At 37.1% G+C, this 16450-nt stretch carries 12 protein-coding genes, 1 pseudogene and 2 riboswitches; of the genes and pseudogenes, 7 read left to right on the top strand and 6 right to left on the bottom strand.

Translation table 11 applies throughout. The annotated features are described in order from the left end of the window. Positions 1–26: 26 nt before the first annotated feature. Positions 27–650, bottom strand: coding sequence for a TetR/AcrR family transcriptional regulator (locus tag MHH64_RS03755; RefSeq protein ID WP_118890481.1), 624 nt, complete (start codon positions 648–650; stop codon positions 27–29). 145 nt (positions 651–795) lie between these two features. Here MHH64_RS03755 and MHH64_RS03760 point away from each other — a divergent pair, with 145 nt between their 5' ends. Continuing rightward, entirely contained in the window at positions 796–3036 is a 2241-nt protein-coding gene (locus MHH64_RS03760) for an MMPL family transporter (RefSeq protein WP_340002697.1), read from the top strand. Positions 3037–3269: 233 nt separating this feature from the next. Here MHH64_RS03760 and MHH64_RS03765 read toward each other — a convergent pair whose 3' ends face one another. Both MHH64_RS03765 and MHH64_RS03770 read right to left on the bottom strand, forming a co-directional pair. Continuing rightward, positions 3270–3959: an RraA family protein gene (locus tag MHH64_RS03765; RefSeq protein WP_339315621.1), complete on the bottom strand. Its 690-nt coding sequence runs from the start codon at positions 3957–3959 to the stop codon at positions 3270–3272. Between the two features lie 16 nt (positions 3960–3975). Next, a complete protein-coding gene (locus MHH64_RS03770) occupies positions 3976–4908 on the bottom strand; it encodes a hydroxyacid dehydrogenase (RefSeq protein ID WP_303449319.1) in 933 nt (310 codons plus the stop codon). Between the two features lie 129 nt (positions 4909–5037). Here MHH64_RS03770 and MHH64_RS03775 point away from each other — a divergent pair, with 129 nt between their 5' ends. Continuing rightward, positions 5038–5913 carry a LysR family transcriptional regulator gene (locus MHH64_RS03775; RefSeq protein WP_303449321.1) on the top strand — a complete coding sequence of 292 codons (876 nt, stop codon included), beginning with the start codon at positions 5038–5040 and terminating at the stop codon, positions 5911–5913. Between the two features lie 110 nt (positions 5914–6023). Here MHH64_RS03775 and MHH64_RS03780 read toward each other — a convergent pair whose 3' ends face one another. Further along, on the bottom strand, positions 6024–7349 hold the full coding sequence (locus MHH64_RS03780) for a 2-hydroxycarboxylate transporter family protein (RefSeq protein ID WP_340002698.1): 1326 nt from the start codon (positions 7347–7349) through the stop codon (positions 6024–6026). A 452-nt stretch (positions 7350–7801) separates the two neighbouring features. Here MHH64_RS03780 and MHH64_RS03785 point away from each other — a divergent pair, with 452 nt between their 5' ends. From MHH64_RS03785 to MHH64_RS03800, 4 genes and pseudogenes are all read left to right on the top strand, one after another. Further along, positions 7802–9364, top strand: coding sequence for a glutathione ABC transporter substrate-binding protein (locus MHH64_RS03785; protein ID WP_340002699.1), 1563 nt, complete (start codon positions 7802–7804; stop codon positions 9362–9364). 76 nt (positions 9365–9440) lie between these two features. Beyond that, a riboswitch (SAM riboswitch) is annotated at positions 9441–9548 on the top strand. A gap of 114 nt (positions 9549–9662) precedes the next feature. After that, entirely contained in the window at positions 9663–11288 is a 1626-nt protein-coding gene (locus MHH64_RS03790; RefSeq protein ID WP_340002700.1) for a sodium:solute symporter family protein, read from the top strand. 447 nt (positions 11289–11735) lie between these two features. Further along, positions 11736–12485, top strand: coding sequence for a flagellin (locus tag MHH64_RS03795; protein WP_340002701.1), 750 nt, complete (start codon positions 11736–11738; stop codon positions 12483–12485). A gap of 346 nt (positions 12486–12831) precedes the next feature. Next, positions 12832–12945, top strand: a pseudogene (locus MHH64_RS03800) (flagellin); the annotation flags it as partial. A 59-nt stretch (positions 12946–13004) separates the two neighbouring features. Here MHH64_RS03800 and MHH64_RS03805 read toward each other — a convergent pair. Both MHH64_RS03805 and MHH64_RS03810 read right to left on the bottom strand, forming a co-directional pair. Continuing rightward, the gene (locus tag MHH64_RS03805; RefSeq protein WP_340002702.1) at positions 13005–13316 is read right to left on the bottom strand and encodes a hypothetical protein; all 312 of its coding nucleotides are present in this window, start codon (positions 13314–13316) and stop codon (positions 13005–13007) included. A gap of 164 nt (positions 13317–13480) precedes the next feature. After that, complete coding sequence (locus MHH64_RS03810; protein ID WP_340002703.1) at positions 13481–14425, bottom strand: endonuclease; 945 nt, start codon at positions 14423–14425, stop codon at positions 13481–13483. Between the two features lie 492 nt (positions 14426–14917). Next, positions 14918–15018: riboswitch (purine riboswitch) on the top strand. A gap of 88 nt (positions 15019–15106) precedes the next feature. Here MHH64_RS03810 and MHH64_RS03815 point away from each other — a divergent pair. Beyond that, on the top strand, positions 15107–16402 hold the full coding sequence (locus tag MHH64_RS03815; protein ID WP_340002704.1) for an NCS2 family permease: 1296 nt from the start codon (positions 15107–15109) through the stop codon (positions 16400–16402). Positions 16403–16450: the final 48 nt, after the last annotated feature.

A 16450-nucleotide genomic window follows, 5' to 3' on the forward strand; every position in this document is an offset into this window, starting at 1 on the left:
TTGTTATCCCACCCTCAATGACACAGCTAGCTTTGGTTTGCCAATCCATCCCAATAAAAGTCTACAATCTGCGTTACTAAATCATCCAGTGATCGGAATGAATTTTTAAAATTAGTATCCATATTGTTTCCGGTTGTTACCAAAGATACAAATAGAAGCGCTCCTAAGCGTGGGTTACTTCTGGAGATTTCTCCATTATCCATTGCCTTTTTTAATGCATGCTCTAATTCTTCATACATTTTTTCTTCTGCTTGCTGCATCAATTGCAGTTGCTCCTGTGAAAGAGATGTCTTTGCTTCCTTCATAAATGAATGGATATCAATATCCACAGTCGCTTGTAAATGGCCTTTGGCAAACTGAAACAGCTGCTTTTTCAATGGCTCATTGGTTGAGAGAATCGCCACAATTCTTTCATGAATTCGATTCATTAACTGGACCATTGCATCCGTAAAAAGGTCTGCCTTTGTTTTGTAATAGTAATACACCGTTGCTTTTGTGACATCACATTGTTGGGCAACATCGTCCATGGATACTAACGGATATCCCTTTTCCAAAAACATTTCTGTAGCGATGTGTAGGATAGTATCTTTTGTTGAGATTCCATCCTGTTCTTTACGAGGTCTCCCTAATGTTCGATGTTTGCGTTGCATCATGAATTCCACTCCAAATTATTTAAACTAGACTTATTATACCATAATTTGAAAAAAACTTGATTAATTAACCTACTAGTATATATAATTACAAGATACATGGTTAAGTGCATTGATAAAATTTGCGCTAGAAAGGATGAGATTTGTGAAAGGTCTATTGAAAAATTGGGGAGGTATTGTTGCGAATACCAAAACCCGTTGGGCGACCTTGTTTATTTGGGTTTTATTGATTGGAATATTTTCATATATTTGGCCACAAGTTAATGATCGAGAGACGTCGGATACACAATTATTACCAGAAGATATGATGTCTGTCGAAGCAGGTAAAATTACGGACGAAGAATTCTCTAATGATGCTGGTACACCATTGCTTTTAGTGTGGCATCGTGATGGAGGGTTAAATAATTCGGATTATGAGATGATTCAATCTCTTTATCAGAATCTAAATGATGAGCCGGTTAATCATCAAACATTTATTCCACCATTTCAGGATGCTCCTGTTGAAGCTTTAAGAGGAAGTGCTTCTGAAGATGGAAAAGCACTGACAACACCGGTATTTTTTGATGACACTGCAGCAACAAAGGAATTACAAGCGGCACTCGACCAACTAGAAGTTAAAATAAATGATGCATTTGGCAGTGAGGTGCTGAAAAGTGATATAGACGAGTCTGGCTTACATGTGCGTTTTTCTGGACCTATTGGAATTCAGACTGATACCGTTTCCTTGTTCAGCAATGCAGACTTTACCTTGTTAATTGCAACTGTATTGATTGTATTTATTTTACTTATTTTATTGTATCGCTCACCAATTTTGGCACTTGTCCCGCTTGTTGCGGTTGGGATCGCCTATGGAATTATTAGTCCACTGCTTGGATTTTTTGCGGATCAGGGCTGGATTGTTGTGGATGGGCAAGCGATATCGATTATGACGGTTCTTTTGTTTGGAGCCGGAACAGATTATTGCTTATTTTTAATTTCACGGTACAGAGATGAGCTGCGAATTGAAAAAGATAAACATGTTGCATTAAAACGTGCGATTAGCGGTACTGGCGGGGCCATCATGATGAGTTCCCTTACTACTGTTTTAGGATTGCTTTCACTCGGGCTAGCCTATTACGAATCCTATGATCGTTTTGCTGTACCTTTTAGCTTATCGATATTTATTATGGGACTCGCAGCATTAACCGTGCTTCCTGCGATTCTGGCCTTACTTGGCCGCTTTGCTTTTATCCCATTTATCCCACGACCTGAAGAAATGATTCAGGAAATTGAGAAGAAAAAAGGGAAAAAGCTGCGTCGTCCGAAACCAAGTCATCGATTTGGGAAGAAGATTGGAAAAGTGGTTACAGAAAAACCATGGACCATTATTCTTGTTAGTATAGTTATTCTTGGTGGCCTGGCTGCTTTCGTACCAAAAATGCAATATACCTATGCTTTATTAGATTCTTTCCCAGAGGATATGCCATCACGAGAAGGATTTACATTAATTGCAGACCATTATCCTCCAGGTGAAATTGCTCCTGTCAGTGTGATCGTCGATACAAATGGAGCGGATGTCTCGTTACAGAACGAATTGGCAGAGCATCCTTACGTTGAGATTGTTGATGACCCTGTGGAAGGATCGGAAAATAAGGATATCCAGGAATGGAAAGTGACACTTTCGATTGATCCGTACTCCACGGAAGCGGTAGAAAGCGTTCCAGAGCTCCAGGCTATTGCAACGAGTGCACTAAGCGATGCTGGTGTAGCCAATGCAGATGACTATGTATGGCTTGGCGGTGAAACGGCGACATTATACGATACAGATCAGGTAACCAATCGAGATCAGGGGTTAATTATACCTGCCCTTCTGCTCATTATAGCGGTATTACTTATCGTTTTCCTAAGGTCCATTGTGGCAATGGTCTATTTATTGTCAACCGTTATCATTTCGTATTTATCTGCGCTTGGTTTAGGGTGGATTGTGCTCCATCATATATTTGGAGTTACAGAAATTCAAGGATTAATTCCGCTCTATGTATTCGTCTTTTCGGTTGCCTTAGGTATTGACTACAACATATTCCTTGTTTCTAGTCTATGGAGCAATCGAAAGGAAATGCCGCTCAAACAGGCTATTTCTAAAAGTGTTGCAGAAACGGGAAGTGTAATTAGTTCAGCAGGGCTTATTCTAGCTGGTACGTTTTCGGTTCTAGCTGTAATGCCCTTGCAGGTGCTTGTTCATTTCGGTACGATTACCGCAATTGGCATCTTATTGGATACGTTTATCGTTAGACCATTGCTTGTTCCTGCGATTACGACGGTGCTTGGACGTTTTGCGTTCTGGCCGGGTAAGTTATGGAAGCTAAGGGATGATGAGAGTTTTAAAGATCGTGTAAGTGAAGAATGATTTTGAGTTTGGCTGCTGTCTGGGTTGTCAGCGGCCACTTTTTTATCAATGAAGTTCAACTTATAGTTTGGCAGAAAAGGCGAAACGAAGATATTGGTAGAATAAAGTAATTTCATATCACTAAAACAGGAAAGTATCCTGATGTCAGAATTACATTATTGATGATGTAATTGATAGTTTTGCTAGAAATGTATAATACGAATGGAACGAGGCAAAACCTCATCCCATTCGTATTATAAAAACTCATAACCATCCTCTTTTAATTGCTTGGAAAGATTAGTAGCTATGGACCCATTTTCCCAATCACCATTAGCTATTAGGTTTAAGGAGTTAATTTCATTAGCTTGTAATTCTTTTACTTTTTCTAAAATATTAAGTGCTTCTTGGGGTGGAATTACAACAATTCCATCTTCATCACCTAAGATTATATCTCCTGGATGAACGACTTGACCGCCACAAGAGATATCAACATTTATTTCTCCAGGACCATTCTTGTATGGGCCACGGCCCGTAATTCCAGCTGCGAAAACAGGGAACTCATTGTTTATTAAATAATCAACGTCTCGTATGCTTCCATCAACTACAAAACCAGCTATGTTCTTACTCTTAGCATATGAATACATAATCTCACCGCAAACACTATGATTCATATCTCTCCCAGCATCTACTACGATAACATCACCAGGATCGGCCATTAATAATGCCTGATGGAATAGCATATTATCTGCAATAGAGGCTTTTACAGTGAGTGCTTGTCCAATTATTTTCTTTTCTTTCCCCATTGGCCTAATATGGGCATTCATACTATAAAGTCTACCCATACAATCAGATACATTGGCACTTGGGTATTTTCTTAATGCTTCAACTAATTGTTTATCTAGATTATTTCTGTGCTGAATTATTCGTTTTCCAACATTCATCATTATCTTCCCCTTTATACTATACAACTCTATAGTTAGGTGTCTTACCTTCTAACACAGTTATAACTTCTTTTACCACCGTTGAACCCATCAGTTTCATCGCTTCTACTGTGTTTGCGCCAATGTGAGGAGTAGCAACAAAGTTATCTAAACTAAGTAATGGATTTTTTGATGTGGGTGGTTCATGCTCAAAAACATCACTTGCAGCTGCAAATATTTTCTTTTCTGCTAAAAATTTATACAAAGCCTTTTCATCAATTACTCCACCTCTAGAAGTGTTTATCAAGACTGCATGTGGTTTCATAAAACGTAAAGCCTTTTCATTAATTAAATGCTTGGTATCTTTTGTTAGTGGAACACTTACCGATACAAAATCAGCTATCATCATCAAGTCTTCTAATCTATCTACTTTTTCAATCCCAACCTGAGAACACTGCTGTTCTGTGACAAATGGATCGTATACTACAATCTTCATATCAAATCCGTGCTTGGCGATTTTTGAAGTATTTAATCCAATCTTACCTGCTCCTATCAGTCCCAATGTCTTATTATTTAGCTGGTAGCCCATCAGCTCTTTAGGTGCTATTGATTTATTTTCATCTTTCTTTCCCTTCTCAAAGCTTAAACTTATATTACGCACAACATTCGTCATAAGAGCGATAATTAACTCAGATACAGATTGAACATTAGCTTCCGGTGTATAGACAACTTTTACATCATATTCTTTGGCGGCTCCTATATCAATTGAGTCATAACCAATACCATGTTTACCAATAACTTTTAACTTTTTTGATTCCTCAATCATGGAACGAGATACCTTTTCTGCCCGGATTATCATGGCATCGATATCCTTTAGCTCATCAAGATTATTTGTTAATGTGGCATATTTTTGAAGTGTGTTTAGAGCATCTTCATCTATGTGTTCATTAAGATAGACCTTATACTTTGGCACTTTATCTACTCCTTTGTTTGATAGCGCTAACAATTAATTATATACTAAGTATAAATATTGCTAAATGTAATGTAAAATACATAAGAACTGTATTAAATACTATTTATTTTAATATTAGGAGGATCGAGAATGAACCTGAACTTTATCCCGACGTTTTTAACGATTGTACGAAAGCAGTCGATTAGTGCTGCAGCAGAATCGATGCATGTTGCTCAAACGACAATTAGCCAAAGACTAAATGTTGCGGAACAAGAATTTGGTTTTAAACTCATCGAAAGAGGAAGGGGTATTAAAAAAATTACGTTAACACCTGCAGGCGAGGAATTTTTACGTTTAGCAGAACAGTGGGAAAACATCTATAACGACTTAAAAATCCTAAAAGAAAAAGGACCTAAGCTAACGTTGAGCATTGGTTCGATAGATAGTTTTAATACATTCTATTTACCAAGTGTCTATAAGGAAATTAACAAAACATCATCGTCTGTGCTACTACATAGTCATACACTACATTCAAATGAAATTTATTCCGGAATTGATAATAAGACACTTGATATAGGTTTTACGCTAATTCAAAGGAGTCATTCAAACGTAAACGTAGAGAAATGTTATGAATCTGATTTAGTCGTATTACGCAGTGGCAATGTTAGCGATTCAAAAGTAGATCCTTTAGCGTTAGATCCTTTATATGAACTATTTATGCCTTGGGGAGAAGAATACAAAATATGGCATGAGTTTTGGTGGGATCCGTTAAGTGTTCAAAAAATAAAACTAGACGATATCCACTTATTATTCGATTTTTTACAAAACCCAACTTACTGGGCAATCGTTCCTGAATGGATTGCGAAAAAGGCAAATAAAAGCAGAGGGTTTTCGATTCAGTATTTTACTGATCCGCCACCAAAGTACACCTGTTACAGGCTTACTCATAAAAATCCAAGCTTGTCTAAGAGTTCTGCTATTGAGTTTTTTGATAATCAATTGAAAAAATGTATCTCTATGTCATGACAACGTCTTTATTTTTTATATAATGTATTCACAAATAAAACCCCTAGAATGTTACTTGCTCAACACTCTAGGGATTTCGCTTCTATATTAAATATAAATCTAACATATTATTACGTGGCGGATAGAAAACTCATAACTAAAATTGTTAATACTCCACCAATACGTGTAGTTACCTGTAAGAAGGGATACAATTGCATTCGATCACTTGCTTTTAGAACAGCAACATCTCCTGAACCTCCCATATCAGCTAACGAAAGTCCAGAGATGATGGAAGACTCAATGAAATGAAAACCAATTAGCCATCCAGCCAATCCGGCGATAATTGAAATAATCACTACAATAGTAACAATTAAGAAGATGTGTGATGGATCTGTAATGATTTGTAGGATACGGTCAATATCAATTAAGCTTGCACTTATAGCTACTAATATAGCTGGGATCCAAAGCTTACTTATAAAATTAAACCATACCTCTGCACAAACGGTGATATATTCAGGGAAAATATTCCAAACCTTTAATATTGCAGTTAAAATTATGATCCATACAAAAGTATGTAGTGCGGGGACAAGTTCACTTAGCAACATTCCTGCCATATATAATCCGCCAGCTACCATCATACCTATTCCGATATTGCGAAGTGATTCTAGCATACTTGTATCTTTTGTAGTTTTAAATCCTGCATCTTTTTTTCTAAGAGGATTCCCTTCTCCTGAGAATCCTTTTACAAACATGTTTTTATTTTTCTTCCCTAAAAAGTTAAGTACAGACGCTAATAGTATACAAATAATATTAGAAACGATTACTGCAGGTGCAAGAATATCGAAATAATCTACTGGCAAACCTCCCATATTATCAGCATAAATCTCCGAAAGCGGAATGGCCCCTGTAGTTATTCCGCTTGCCATAATCGGTGCCACTATCATAAGAATCGTTTGTTTAAATCCTATACCAAATAGTTGCCCTAGCAAACCACCCGCTAATGCTGCCAGTAATATCGTCGTTAATAAAGGAATTAACATTTTTAAAGCTACATTAATAAGAACTTCCTTTTTTATTCCTAATATACTTCCGACAATTAATCCTGCAACAATTAGGTTAGAGAATCCAAAACCACTATAGAAATCAGCAGCTAATTCAGCAGTTACTTCAGGCAAAATTCCGATATAAATTAGTAGAGAGGGTAGGAAGATGCAAAGTATAGTACCTCCTCCAAAATCAGAGAATTTTGGAATGGAATCCCCCATCCACATGAACAAACCACCTAAGCCCATCGTAATCATAAAACCAGTAATTAAACTAGAAGGAACGACATCAAGGTATAATCCTACTATTGCAGGTACTAATAGTAAAAGATATATTGGAAGTTTTATTCCGTAAATCTCTTGATTAAAATTATTATTCTTTCTTTTTGTATTCACAACATTTTCACTGCCCATTAATCCCACTCCTTTTTTAGATAAGTATTTCCCTAACAAACAAATTTTGATAGCGCTTTCTATTAATTGGAACGTATACTTGCTTTGATTTCTATTATCCATCATAAATATTAAGAATTATAATGTAAAACTAATATATTTGCTAATAAATATCAGAATATGTGATGTTATGATGTTTAGAATCTCATTGTAAGGAAAAAGAGCTATTCTCATAGTTAATTAGTTTGTAATTAAAAACATTGAATGCTATTATATATTCAATTCAAAGTAAATTCATCGGTATTATTGAATAATTGAATTGAGAGATAGACGTTGCTAGGAGGGGGATATAAACTGTTCTTAAAATAACTGAACAGATCATAATAGATACATAATTGATTGAGGATAATGGAGAGTAAACAATCATAGAAATTAAAAGTAGTAAAAATATCAACACGTGGAGTGTGGTTAAATTGAAAAAAGCATTATTATTTATTTTACTTATAGCTGGTTTATTGGTTATTTCTGCATGTGCTGGTGACGGAGCAGATGAATCAGAGAATGCAGAGGAACAAAAGGATCTGACAGTTGGATTAGCTGCAGAGCCAGTATCGCTGGATCCGCACGCTGCAAATGATGGTAACTCCTTATATGTGATGAATGCCATCTATGATACGTTGGTTGAACAAAACACAGATTTGGAGATTCAACCAGCTTTAGCTGAGAGCCTTGAACAAATTGAAGATACTGTCTGGGAAGCAAAGCTTAGAGAAGATGTTACGTTCCATGATGACAGTGCATTTAACGCGGAAGTAGTAAAAGCGAACCTGGATCGCGTTCTTGATCCTGATATGGGCTCACCGCTAGCCTTTTTATTCGATATGATTGATTCCGTGGAAGTAGTAGACGAATATACGGTACAGATTCATACAAAATATCCTTTTTCAGCATTGCCATCTCATTTGGCACATCCGGGCGGGCATATGATCAGTCTTGAGGCGATTGAAAAGGATAATGAAGCAATAGCTAATGGTGGAGAACCGTTTGCAACAGTTAATGAGAACCCAATCGGTACAGGATATTTCAAATATGATGACCGAACAAGTGGAGAACAAATAAAAGTTGTAAAAAATGAAGACTATTGGGGAGATAAGGCCGGTGTAAATTCGGTAACCTTTAAATTTGTCCCAGAGGATTTAACACGAATTGCAGAGCTGCAAACGGGTGATTCGGATATCATTTATCCAGTAAATACAAGCAATATTGACGAAGTGGATACGAATGAAGGTACACACGTTAAACAATCGGATAGCGCAAGTATGTCTTATCTTGGCTTCAATGTAGAAAAAGAACCATTTACAGATCCTAGGGTAAGACAGGCGATTGCAAAAGCAATTAATAAAGAAGAAATTATCGAAGGGGTACTAAATGGTGTGGCTTTACCAGCAAAAGGACCGCTCGCGCCTACCGTGTTTGGGTATGATGAGGATGTAGAGCCTATCGATTATAACATTGAGGAAGCAAAGGAACTATTAAAGGAAGCGGGCTATGAGGATGGTTTCAATGCGACAATCATGGCCTACGATACAAATACATCGGATATCGCGCAGGTTATCCAAGCAGAACTAAAAGAAATTGGTATCACTATTGACATTGAGATGACCGAAGTAGGAACTTATTTAGAAGTGACTGGTAATGGCGGTGTTGATATGTTTATCGGAAGCTGGGGGACTGTAACATTGGATGCGGATTACGGACTGTACCCGATGTTTCATTCAGCAAATGCCGGAAATCCAGGAAACAGGTCTTTTTATGCGAATGATGAGGTAGATGAGTTGCTGGAGGAGGCAAGACAAGAGGGAGCGGAAGAAGAAAGACTGCAACTATATAGTGAAGCACAACAAATAATTGTAGATGAAGCTCCAATCGTTCCACTTTACCATTCTGTATTGCTAGCTGGTTTAAGGGATGAAGTGAGTGGATTTTATCAGTATCCAAGTAGTTTCCCATTTTTGCGTGATGTAACGATTGATTGACAGATAAATTGAATTTTAAAATAACATTGACTTTTTCATCGTGAAGGTGTAATTTTAATACAATTGAATATTGAACTTCTTATCAAGAGAGGTGGAGGGATATGGCCCTTTGATACCTCGGCAGCGGGCTCAATTTATTGAGTACTGTGCCAATTCCATCAGACACTGGTCTGAAAGATAAGAAGAGGTGCCCTGAATTTATCTACCCTCTTCTTATGGAAGGGGGTTTTTGCTTTGTCTTTGTAATTGAATATTTGTTTGGAATAAGGTGATGTAAATATTAAGGGAGTGACTAGTTGTGACAGAATATGGTGTATGGACAATTATACTGGCATTAGGATATACATTTGCGCTCATATCGGCAGGGCAAATTGCCAAAAGACGTGTGACAAAGAAAGATAGTTATTTTGTTGGAAATCGGAATTTCAATAAATGGATTGTTGCGTTTTGTATAACTGGATTATTCTCGGGATCCACATTTATCTCTATTTTGGAGTTATCTTATTTAACCGGTATCTCCGCAATCTGGTATGGGGTGGCGGAAATGGTTCAAATATTTATTATTGCTTTGTTGATTATCCGTTCTTTCCGGAAAAAGATGCTTGTAACGGTTTCTGGTTTGATAGGAGATACGTATGGTAGAACGGCAAAAGGCTTATCAGGAGCAATTACTGCATTTGCCTTTCCCATGTGGTCCGTTGCCACGGCAATCGCATTTGCTTCTGCATTTCATGTGTTTACAGGTATTTCATTGAGTTTATCCGTTGCGTTTACTGCTATTTTACTTTTTATCTATTTACAAGCTGGTGGCATGTGGTCCATTGCCTTCACACAAACGATGAATATGTTTGCATTCGGATTAATGATCGTAATTGGAGTTGTTGCCTTTTTCATCAATCCCGGAATATCAGGTTTAGCTGCATTGAACATGGAGCGTCCAGAAATGTTTAACTTTGGAAGTGTCGGACTGCAAGTAATTGTCGTCTGGTTTGGGACGTTCCTCGTTAACGTCATTCTGGCTCAGGCTGCTTTCCAAATGGCATTATCCTCCCGCTCGCCAGAAGAGGGTCAAAAAGGACTTGTCATGGCTGGATTCATGGCGATTCCATTCATAGTCGGTGGCGTTATCTTCGGAATATCAGCTGCCACCGTTGTGCCGAATGCATCCACTGGACTTATCGCGATTCCCCAGTACTTGATGGAAGTCTTGCCTGCCCCATTAGTAGGTTTGTTTTTCCTTGGTGTATGGGGTTGTGCACTCGGATGGGGTGGACCTTGTCAGTTCTCAGGTGCCACAAGTCTCGGACGTGATGTGGGAAGTGCGATTAATCCAAATGCCACAGGGGACCAGCTTATTAAATATACGAAAATCTCGCTGCTGCTTTTAACCGGCCTGATGATTGCGTTTGGCTTATTGCGAACAGAGCAATCGGCATGGTGGAATGTATTTGCTTGGACGATACGAAATAGTGCCACGTTTGCACCGGTAGTAGCCGCATTATTCTGGCCGGTGGTAACGAAGCGAGCTGTAGTTGCTTCCTTGTTCACTGGATTTACTAGTGGACTGTTATGGTATTACCTGGGCGGCTGGCATCCACAGGAATTTTATCTAAACATACATCCGGTTTGGATTGGAAGCTCGGTTAATATCCTGACAATTACGTTGGTGACGTTGGCTAATAGAAGAACGAGTTTAAGATTGCGAAAAACAGATCGCTTTGGTTACTTGGGATTAATTGGAGGAGTAATTTTTACACTGGTTAATATTTTATACTTTGAACAGGCGTATAATAGTGGATTGTTTGGGTTGTTTATGTTTGTAGCTATATTGAGTTACTTTATAGCAGCAATTCGGTTTGTGAGGTTAGATGAGCGGGGAGCGGTAGTTGCAGAAGAACAGGAATACATTGCGTCCAACAGTTAAGAACATAACACCATTAAATTTCTAAAAGTTTATCTCCCGATTAATAGGGGTATAGATGATTTATCGCAATGAAAAGTAATGAGTAAAAGTGTTAATAGGGAATGGAGGTAGAATGAGTATGGATTTAATTATCACTGCTTTCGTTGTCTTGATTGGTGTCTTTGTATTAACCATTAGGGCGTTTACAGCAGTTTATAAAAATAGATTGAAGGATTCTAATTAGGAGAGAGATTTCTATTAAATAATGCATAAGGGCATCCTTCTTTAGGAGGAGGTCCTTTTTTGGGTAACCAAGTAGTACTGTGGTCTATTTATGACTAATCTACCGACATAATAAAAAGTTTAATAAAATTGCTAAAACATTCCTAAACCATGCCGATATAAATAATGAAGCGAGACACAAGGATGTGACTTGCTAAAAATTAAAAACATGGAGGTAGATTGATCATGATTATCAATCACAATATTTCTGCTCTTAACGCACATCGTCAATTAGGAGCAAACCAAGGTGCAACACAAAATTCATTGGAGAAACTTTCTTCAGGTCTTCGTATCAACAAAGCTGGAGATGACGCTGCAGGTCTTTCGATTTCTGAAAAAATGCGTGGTCAAATTCGTGGATTAGAAATGGCTGAGAAAAATGCTCAAGACGGTATTTCTATGATTCAAACTGCCGAAGGAGCTTTGAATGAGACTCATTCAATTCTTCAACGTATGCGTGAGTTAGCTGTTCAAGCTTCAAATGATACAAACGTGACAGATGATAGAGATGCAATTGGACAAGAATTGGCAGAACTTGGTAAGGAAATAACTCGTATAAAAGAAACAACACAATTTAACGAGCAAAATCTTTTAGATGGAACTGCTGGAGACGGAGCTGGAAGTGTTGTTTTCCAAGTTGGAGCTAACACAGACCAAACTATGACAGTTGATTTTGCTACAGCAGGAATAAATTTAACTGATATTGAAACAGCGGTAGGAACTTTAGATGGAACTAGTGTTGCTGATACAGCAACAGCAACAGCATTAATTGACACAATAGATACTCAAATTAAAAGTGTTTCATCAGGTCGTTCACTTCTAGGTGCGACTCAAAACCGTCTAGATCACACAATCAACAATCTAGGTACATCAGCAGAAAACCTAACTGCTGCAGAATCACGTATCCGTGACGTTGATTATGCCGAAGCTGCTTAAAGCTGAATGAGGCACAGTCGTCCTAACTGGTAACGGTTAGAGATTACGACCGGGTGAAATGCTGGAAAACCCTTAGAGCTCGTCTTACCACAACGCAGCTGGAAACAGTAATCGTGAAGGTTTGAAAAAAGATGAGATTGGGCAATCAGCAGCCGAGCTCCTGTGAGGAAACTTTGGAGAAGGTTCAACGACTAGAATAAACCACCTAACGTTTATGCTAAGGTGATGAAATTCGTAGGTGAATGATAGAGCCGCTAAGTCTATCAGAATCCGAAGTTCCCGGCCCCTACTAGAATTAGAGGGTGAAGATATAGTCTAGTCATTTGTTAAAGCAAATGTTCGCACGATGGCGAAAGAAATGATGGAGTTCACTAAGAACAACATTCTTTCACAAGCGGCACAATCTATGTTAGCTCAAGCTAACCAACAACCACAAGGTGTTTTACAATTATTACAATAAGATTAGCAAGTCTGGAAGAGACTCTAGCTTTGGCTAGAGTCTTTTTTAACAATACATATTTAAAATGTTAATGCATCAATAATTTCATTTTGCTCTTTAACATATTCATTCCAAATAGCGGTTGATACAATTTTTTCTATATGCAAATTATTGAAAAATTCATGGCTAATCTTAATTTTGTTCACTAGTGCTGAATCAATTAACTGATTAATGTATAATACCGCTAGGTTACTATACCAACCGAATCCGGTTGTGAATTTATCCATTAACATATGATTATTGCTTTTTGTAAGAATATAACTCTCAATTTTATTAATATACCTAAATCCATGTGCCATATCTTTTTCATTTATCTTTTTGTAACCCTTCATAAATAATACCTCCTTCTTGGTAATTAAGTATATTATAAATATATAGTTATTTATTGAGCAATGTTAGTTTTGAAGTGTGTAAGTACATATCAAAAGGCGCCTTGCTTATAGAACTTAAATATACATAGTTTTTGTATATTACCTCGTGATTTAGGGTTTTTCCTTTAAAATCTAGGGTGAGATAAATTTTCTTGAAAGGATAATTCAGTTATCCCACTTAGAGATAATCCTGTAACGTTGTTTAAGAAGTAAAGTCTCTTTAAATTTGATTGGCTCACAATTATTTGATAAGGTTTTGGCTCTATTTGCAATTGTTGTATCTTTGAAATGTACTTTTCATAGAAAAGACCAGATTTGTATATTTTTATAAGGTTATCCAATTTAACTAGCATTTCATTGATTTCTTTAGTTGGTTTTTTTATTTCTAGTTGTTTTGGCAAATACAAGGTCGTCCTTTTTGCTTTAATATCAAATGAATGATTAAAGCGATTGGGCATTTTTCTATGCATGCTTACATGCGTGAAGGGGGTAATTAGATGAAAAAAGTAATGAATTTGGTATTGATCATATAGAATGATACGGTTTTGATTGTCTAAGCGAAAAGATAAATAAAACTTGCTAGAAAGAAACTTGATCAATTGCTTATTTTCTAGTCGGGAGAAATTGTCCGTAGATAGAATGATTTTTAAAGGAACTCCATTTTTCTGTTTGAAATGCCCGTCGTCCATATACCACCACGCCAGCGATTCTACGGTAAAATACTTATAAAGCATATCAAAAGGTATCAACTTCTTGTTATCCTGATACCACGTATTTCTAAGAAAGGTAACAAGAGAGGAAGTCTTTGATTGAGTATAGTGAGACAGACTATATCCTTTTCTTAGACGAACATCTTTAATTTTTCTTAATTTAGGTGGGTTAAGGGGCAAATACGTTTTTAAACTATGAAAGCAGTGTATATTCCATTCGTAATCTTTAGCGGAATGTATAAATTGAAAACGTGGTTTTCTGCCCTCTTGTTTAGTAAGACATCCATCGCCAAGTAGCTTTCCAATTACTTGCGCTTTGAAGAAGGATGATGTATCAATCCAACTTTTTTCACTGTCCATGAATTTCATCCTCTCTATTTGAGAATACATGTTCTTATATGATATAACTATTTTCTCACAAATAAATTGTTATAGCTATGGTTGAACACTCTTATTTATATTGGAATGTATAATAAATACCTTTTCTTTATAATTGAAATGAAAGATCAATATTTGTAAGCGAATTAACGTTCAAATATACTAAGTCAATATATATGTTAGCCCAAGCGGTTTCTGTTACTTTACTACAAATTAAAGGAGACCAAACTCGTGAGCATTCCACACTAGAATCAGTCTGTTTTAACAAGCTAAGACTAGAGGTTGGAGATGTTATTTAAGTATAAATGTCTGTAATAATAATTTGGAGCTGATTCAAATAGATAGACGTTAAGACATCGAGATTGTTTTGCGCGAGTGTGACCATATACTTGTGGAAACAACAACCAATCTCTATTACTCTTCAATCTACCCTTGACCCACCACCCGCCAACCTGCTATCATTTCCCTATTATCTAAAAACAAATAGCTACATCTTGTATAAGTCCAGGAATATGGCTTGGACGTTTCTACCAGCTACCATAAATAGCTTGTCTACAAGGGATGGGAATGTATTTTTCTATACCTTTTACTGTTACTTTGGCTGCTGGAAAGAAGTCAAGGTTTTTTATATACAAAAGTAGCAAATGGGAGATACTGCACATCATGAAAAACTTTTTTGGTTTTACAGAAAGAAATACATCCTATAAACAGGAAGTTTTCGCAGGGCTGACAACGTTTCTTTCCGTATCGTATATTTTAGTCGTAAACCCGCTTATTCTTAGTCAAGCAGGGATGGATCGGGGGGCTGTGTTTACAGCTACTGCACTTACTGCAATCATTGGTACATTACTTATTGGGCTGCTTGCAAATTATCCAATTGCTATTGCGCCTAGTATGGGGCTGAATTCATTCTTTACCTTTTCGGTTGTTATCGGGATGGGGATTGAATGGCAAGTAGCTTTGACTGGTGTCTTTATTGCGGGAATTATCTTTATGATTTTAAGCTTGATGAAAATCAGGGAAAAGATTATTAATGCGATTCCGGAGGATTTAAAACATGCGATTGCTGCTGGAATTGGTTTTTTCATTGCGTTTATCGGGTTTAAAAATGCAGGAATTATTGTTGCTAATCCAGATACGTTTGTTTCGATTGGTGATTTAACTTTACCTGGAACAGCATTAGCTATCGTAGGCCTCGTCATCACAATTATTATGCTTGTTCGTGGTGTGAATGGGGCAATTTTTTATGGGATGGCGATTACAACGATTATTGGAATGCTTGTTGGATTAATTAAAATTCCATCCTCGATTATCGGTACGATTCCGAGTCTTGAACCAACATTTGGTGCTGTGTTTATGAATTTGGATGCAATATTTACACTTGATGTATTAGCAGTAATTTTCACCTTTTTATTTGTTGCCTTTTTTGATACAGCTGGTGCGTTAATTGCACTTACGAGCCAAGCGGGAATCATGAAAAACAATAAGATTCCAAAGATAGGAAAAGCATTGCTTGCGGATTCTTCAGCTGCTTCAATCGGAGCAATATTGGGGACATCTACACCTGCAACAAGTGTTGAATCCTCATCAGGAATTGCGGTGGGAGGAAGGACTGGATTTACATCGATCATCATTGCACTTTGCTTTGCGATTGCATTATTCTTTTCACCAATTCTAGCTGTTATAACGACAGAAGTTACTGCTCCTGCCTTAATTATTGTTGGGGCATTAATGGCGATGGATATTCGGAATATTAACTGGGGTAAAATCGAAATTGTTATTCCAGCATTTTTGACGATCATTATGATGCCATTAACTTCCAGTGTGGCTATGGGTCTTGCATTTGGATTTATCCTTTATCCATTATCGTCCCTTGCGCAAAAGCGTTATAAAGAAATACATCCGATTATGTATGTGCTTTGCTTGTTATTTATTTTATATTTTATCTTTATTGCATAGCGAATTAAAATAAACCTCAGGGTTCAGACACCCTGAGGTTTAATGTAT

It is taken from the genome of Oceanobacillus sp. FSL K6-0127 (assembly GCF_037983385.1).
GTDB classification, from domain to species: domain Bacteria; phylum Bacillota; class Bacilli; order Bacillales; family Amphibacillaceae; genus Oceanobacillus; species Oceanobacillus profundus.

Excerpts from the sequence above, each read along its gene's own strand:
- MHH64_RS03755 (WP_118890481.1), bottom strand. The coding sequence starts at position 650 with ATGCAACGCAAACATCGAACATTAGGGAGACCTCGTAAAGAACAGGAT.
- MHH64_RS03765 (WP_339315621.1), bottom strand. The coding sequence starts at position 3,959 with ATGATGAATGTTGGAAAACGAATAATTCAGCACAGAAATAATCTAGAT.
- MHH64_RS03775 (WP_303449321.1), top strand. The coding sequence starts at position 5,038 with ATGAACCTGAACTTTATCCCGACGTTTTTAACGATTGTACGAAAGCAG.
- MHH64_RS03780 (WP_340002698.1), bottom strand. The coding sequence starts at position 7,349 with ATGGGCAGTGAAAATGTTGTGAATACAAAAAGAAAGAATAATAATTTT.
- MHH64_RS03795 (WP_340002701.1), top strand. The coding sequence starts at position 11,736 with ATGATTATCAATCACAATATTTCTGCTCTTAACGCACATCGTCAATTA.
- MHH64_RS03805 (WP_340002702.1), bottom strand. The coding sequence starts at position 13,316 with ATGAAGGGTTACAAAAAGATAAATGAAAAAGATATGGCACATGGATTT.
- MHH64_RS03810 (WP_340002703.1), bottom strand. The coding sequence starts at position 14,425 with ATGGACAGTGAAAAAAGTTGGATTGATACATCATCCTTCTTCAAAGCG.
- MHH64_RS03815 (WP_340002704.1), top strand. The coding sequence starts at position 15,107 with ATGAAAAACTTTTTTGGTTTTACAGAAAGAAATACATCCTATAAACAG.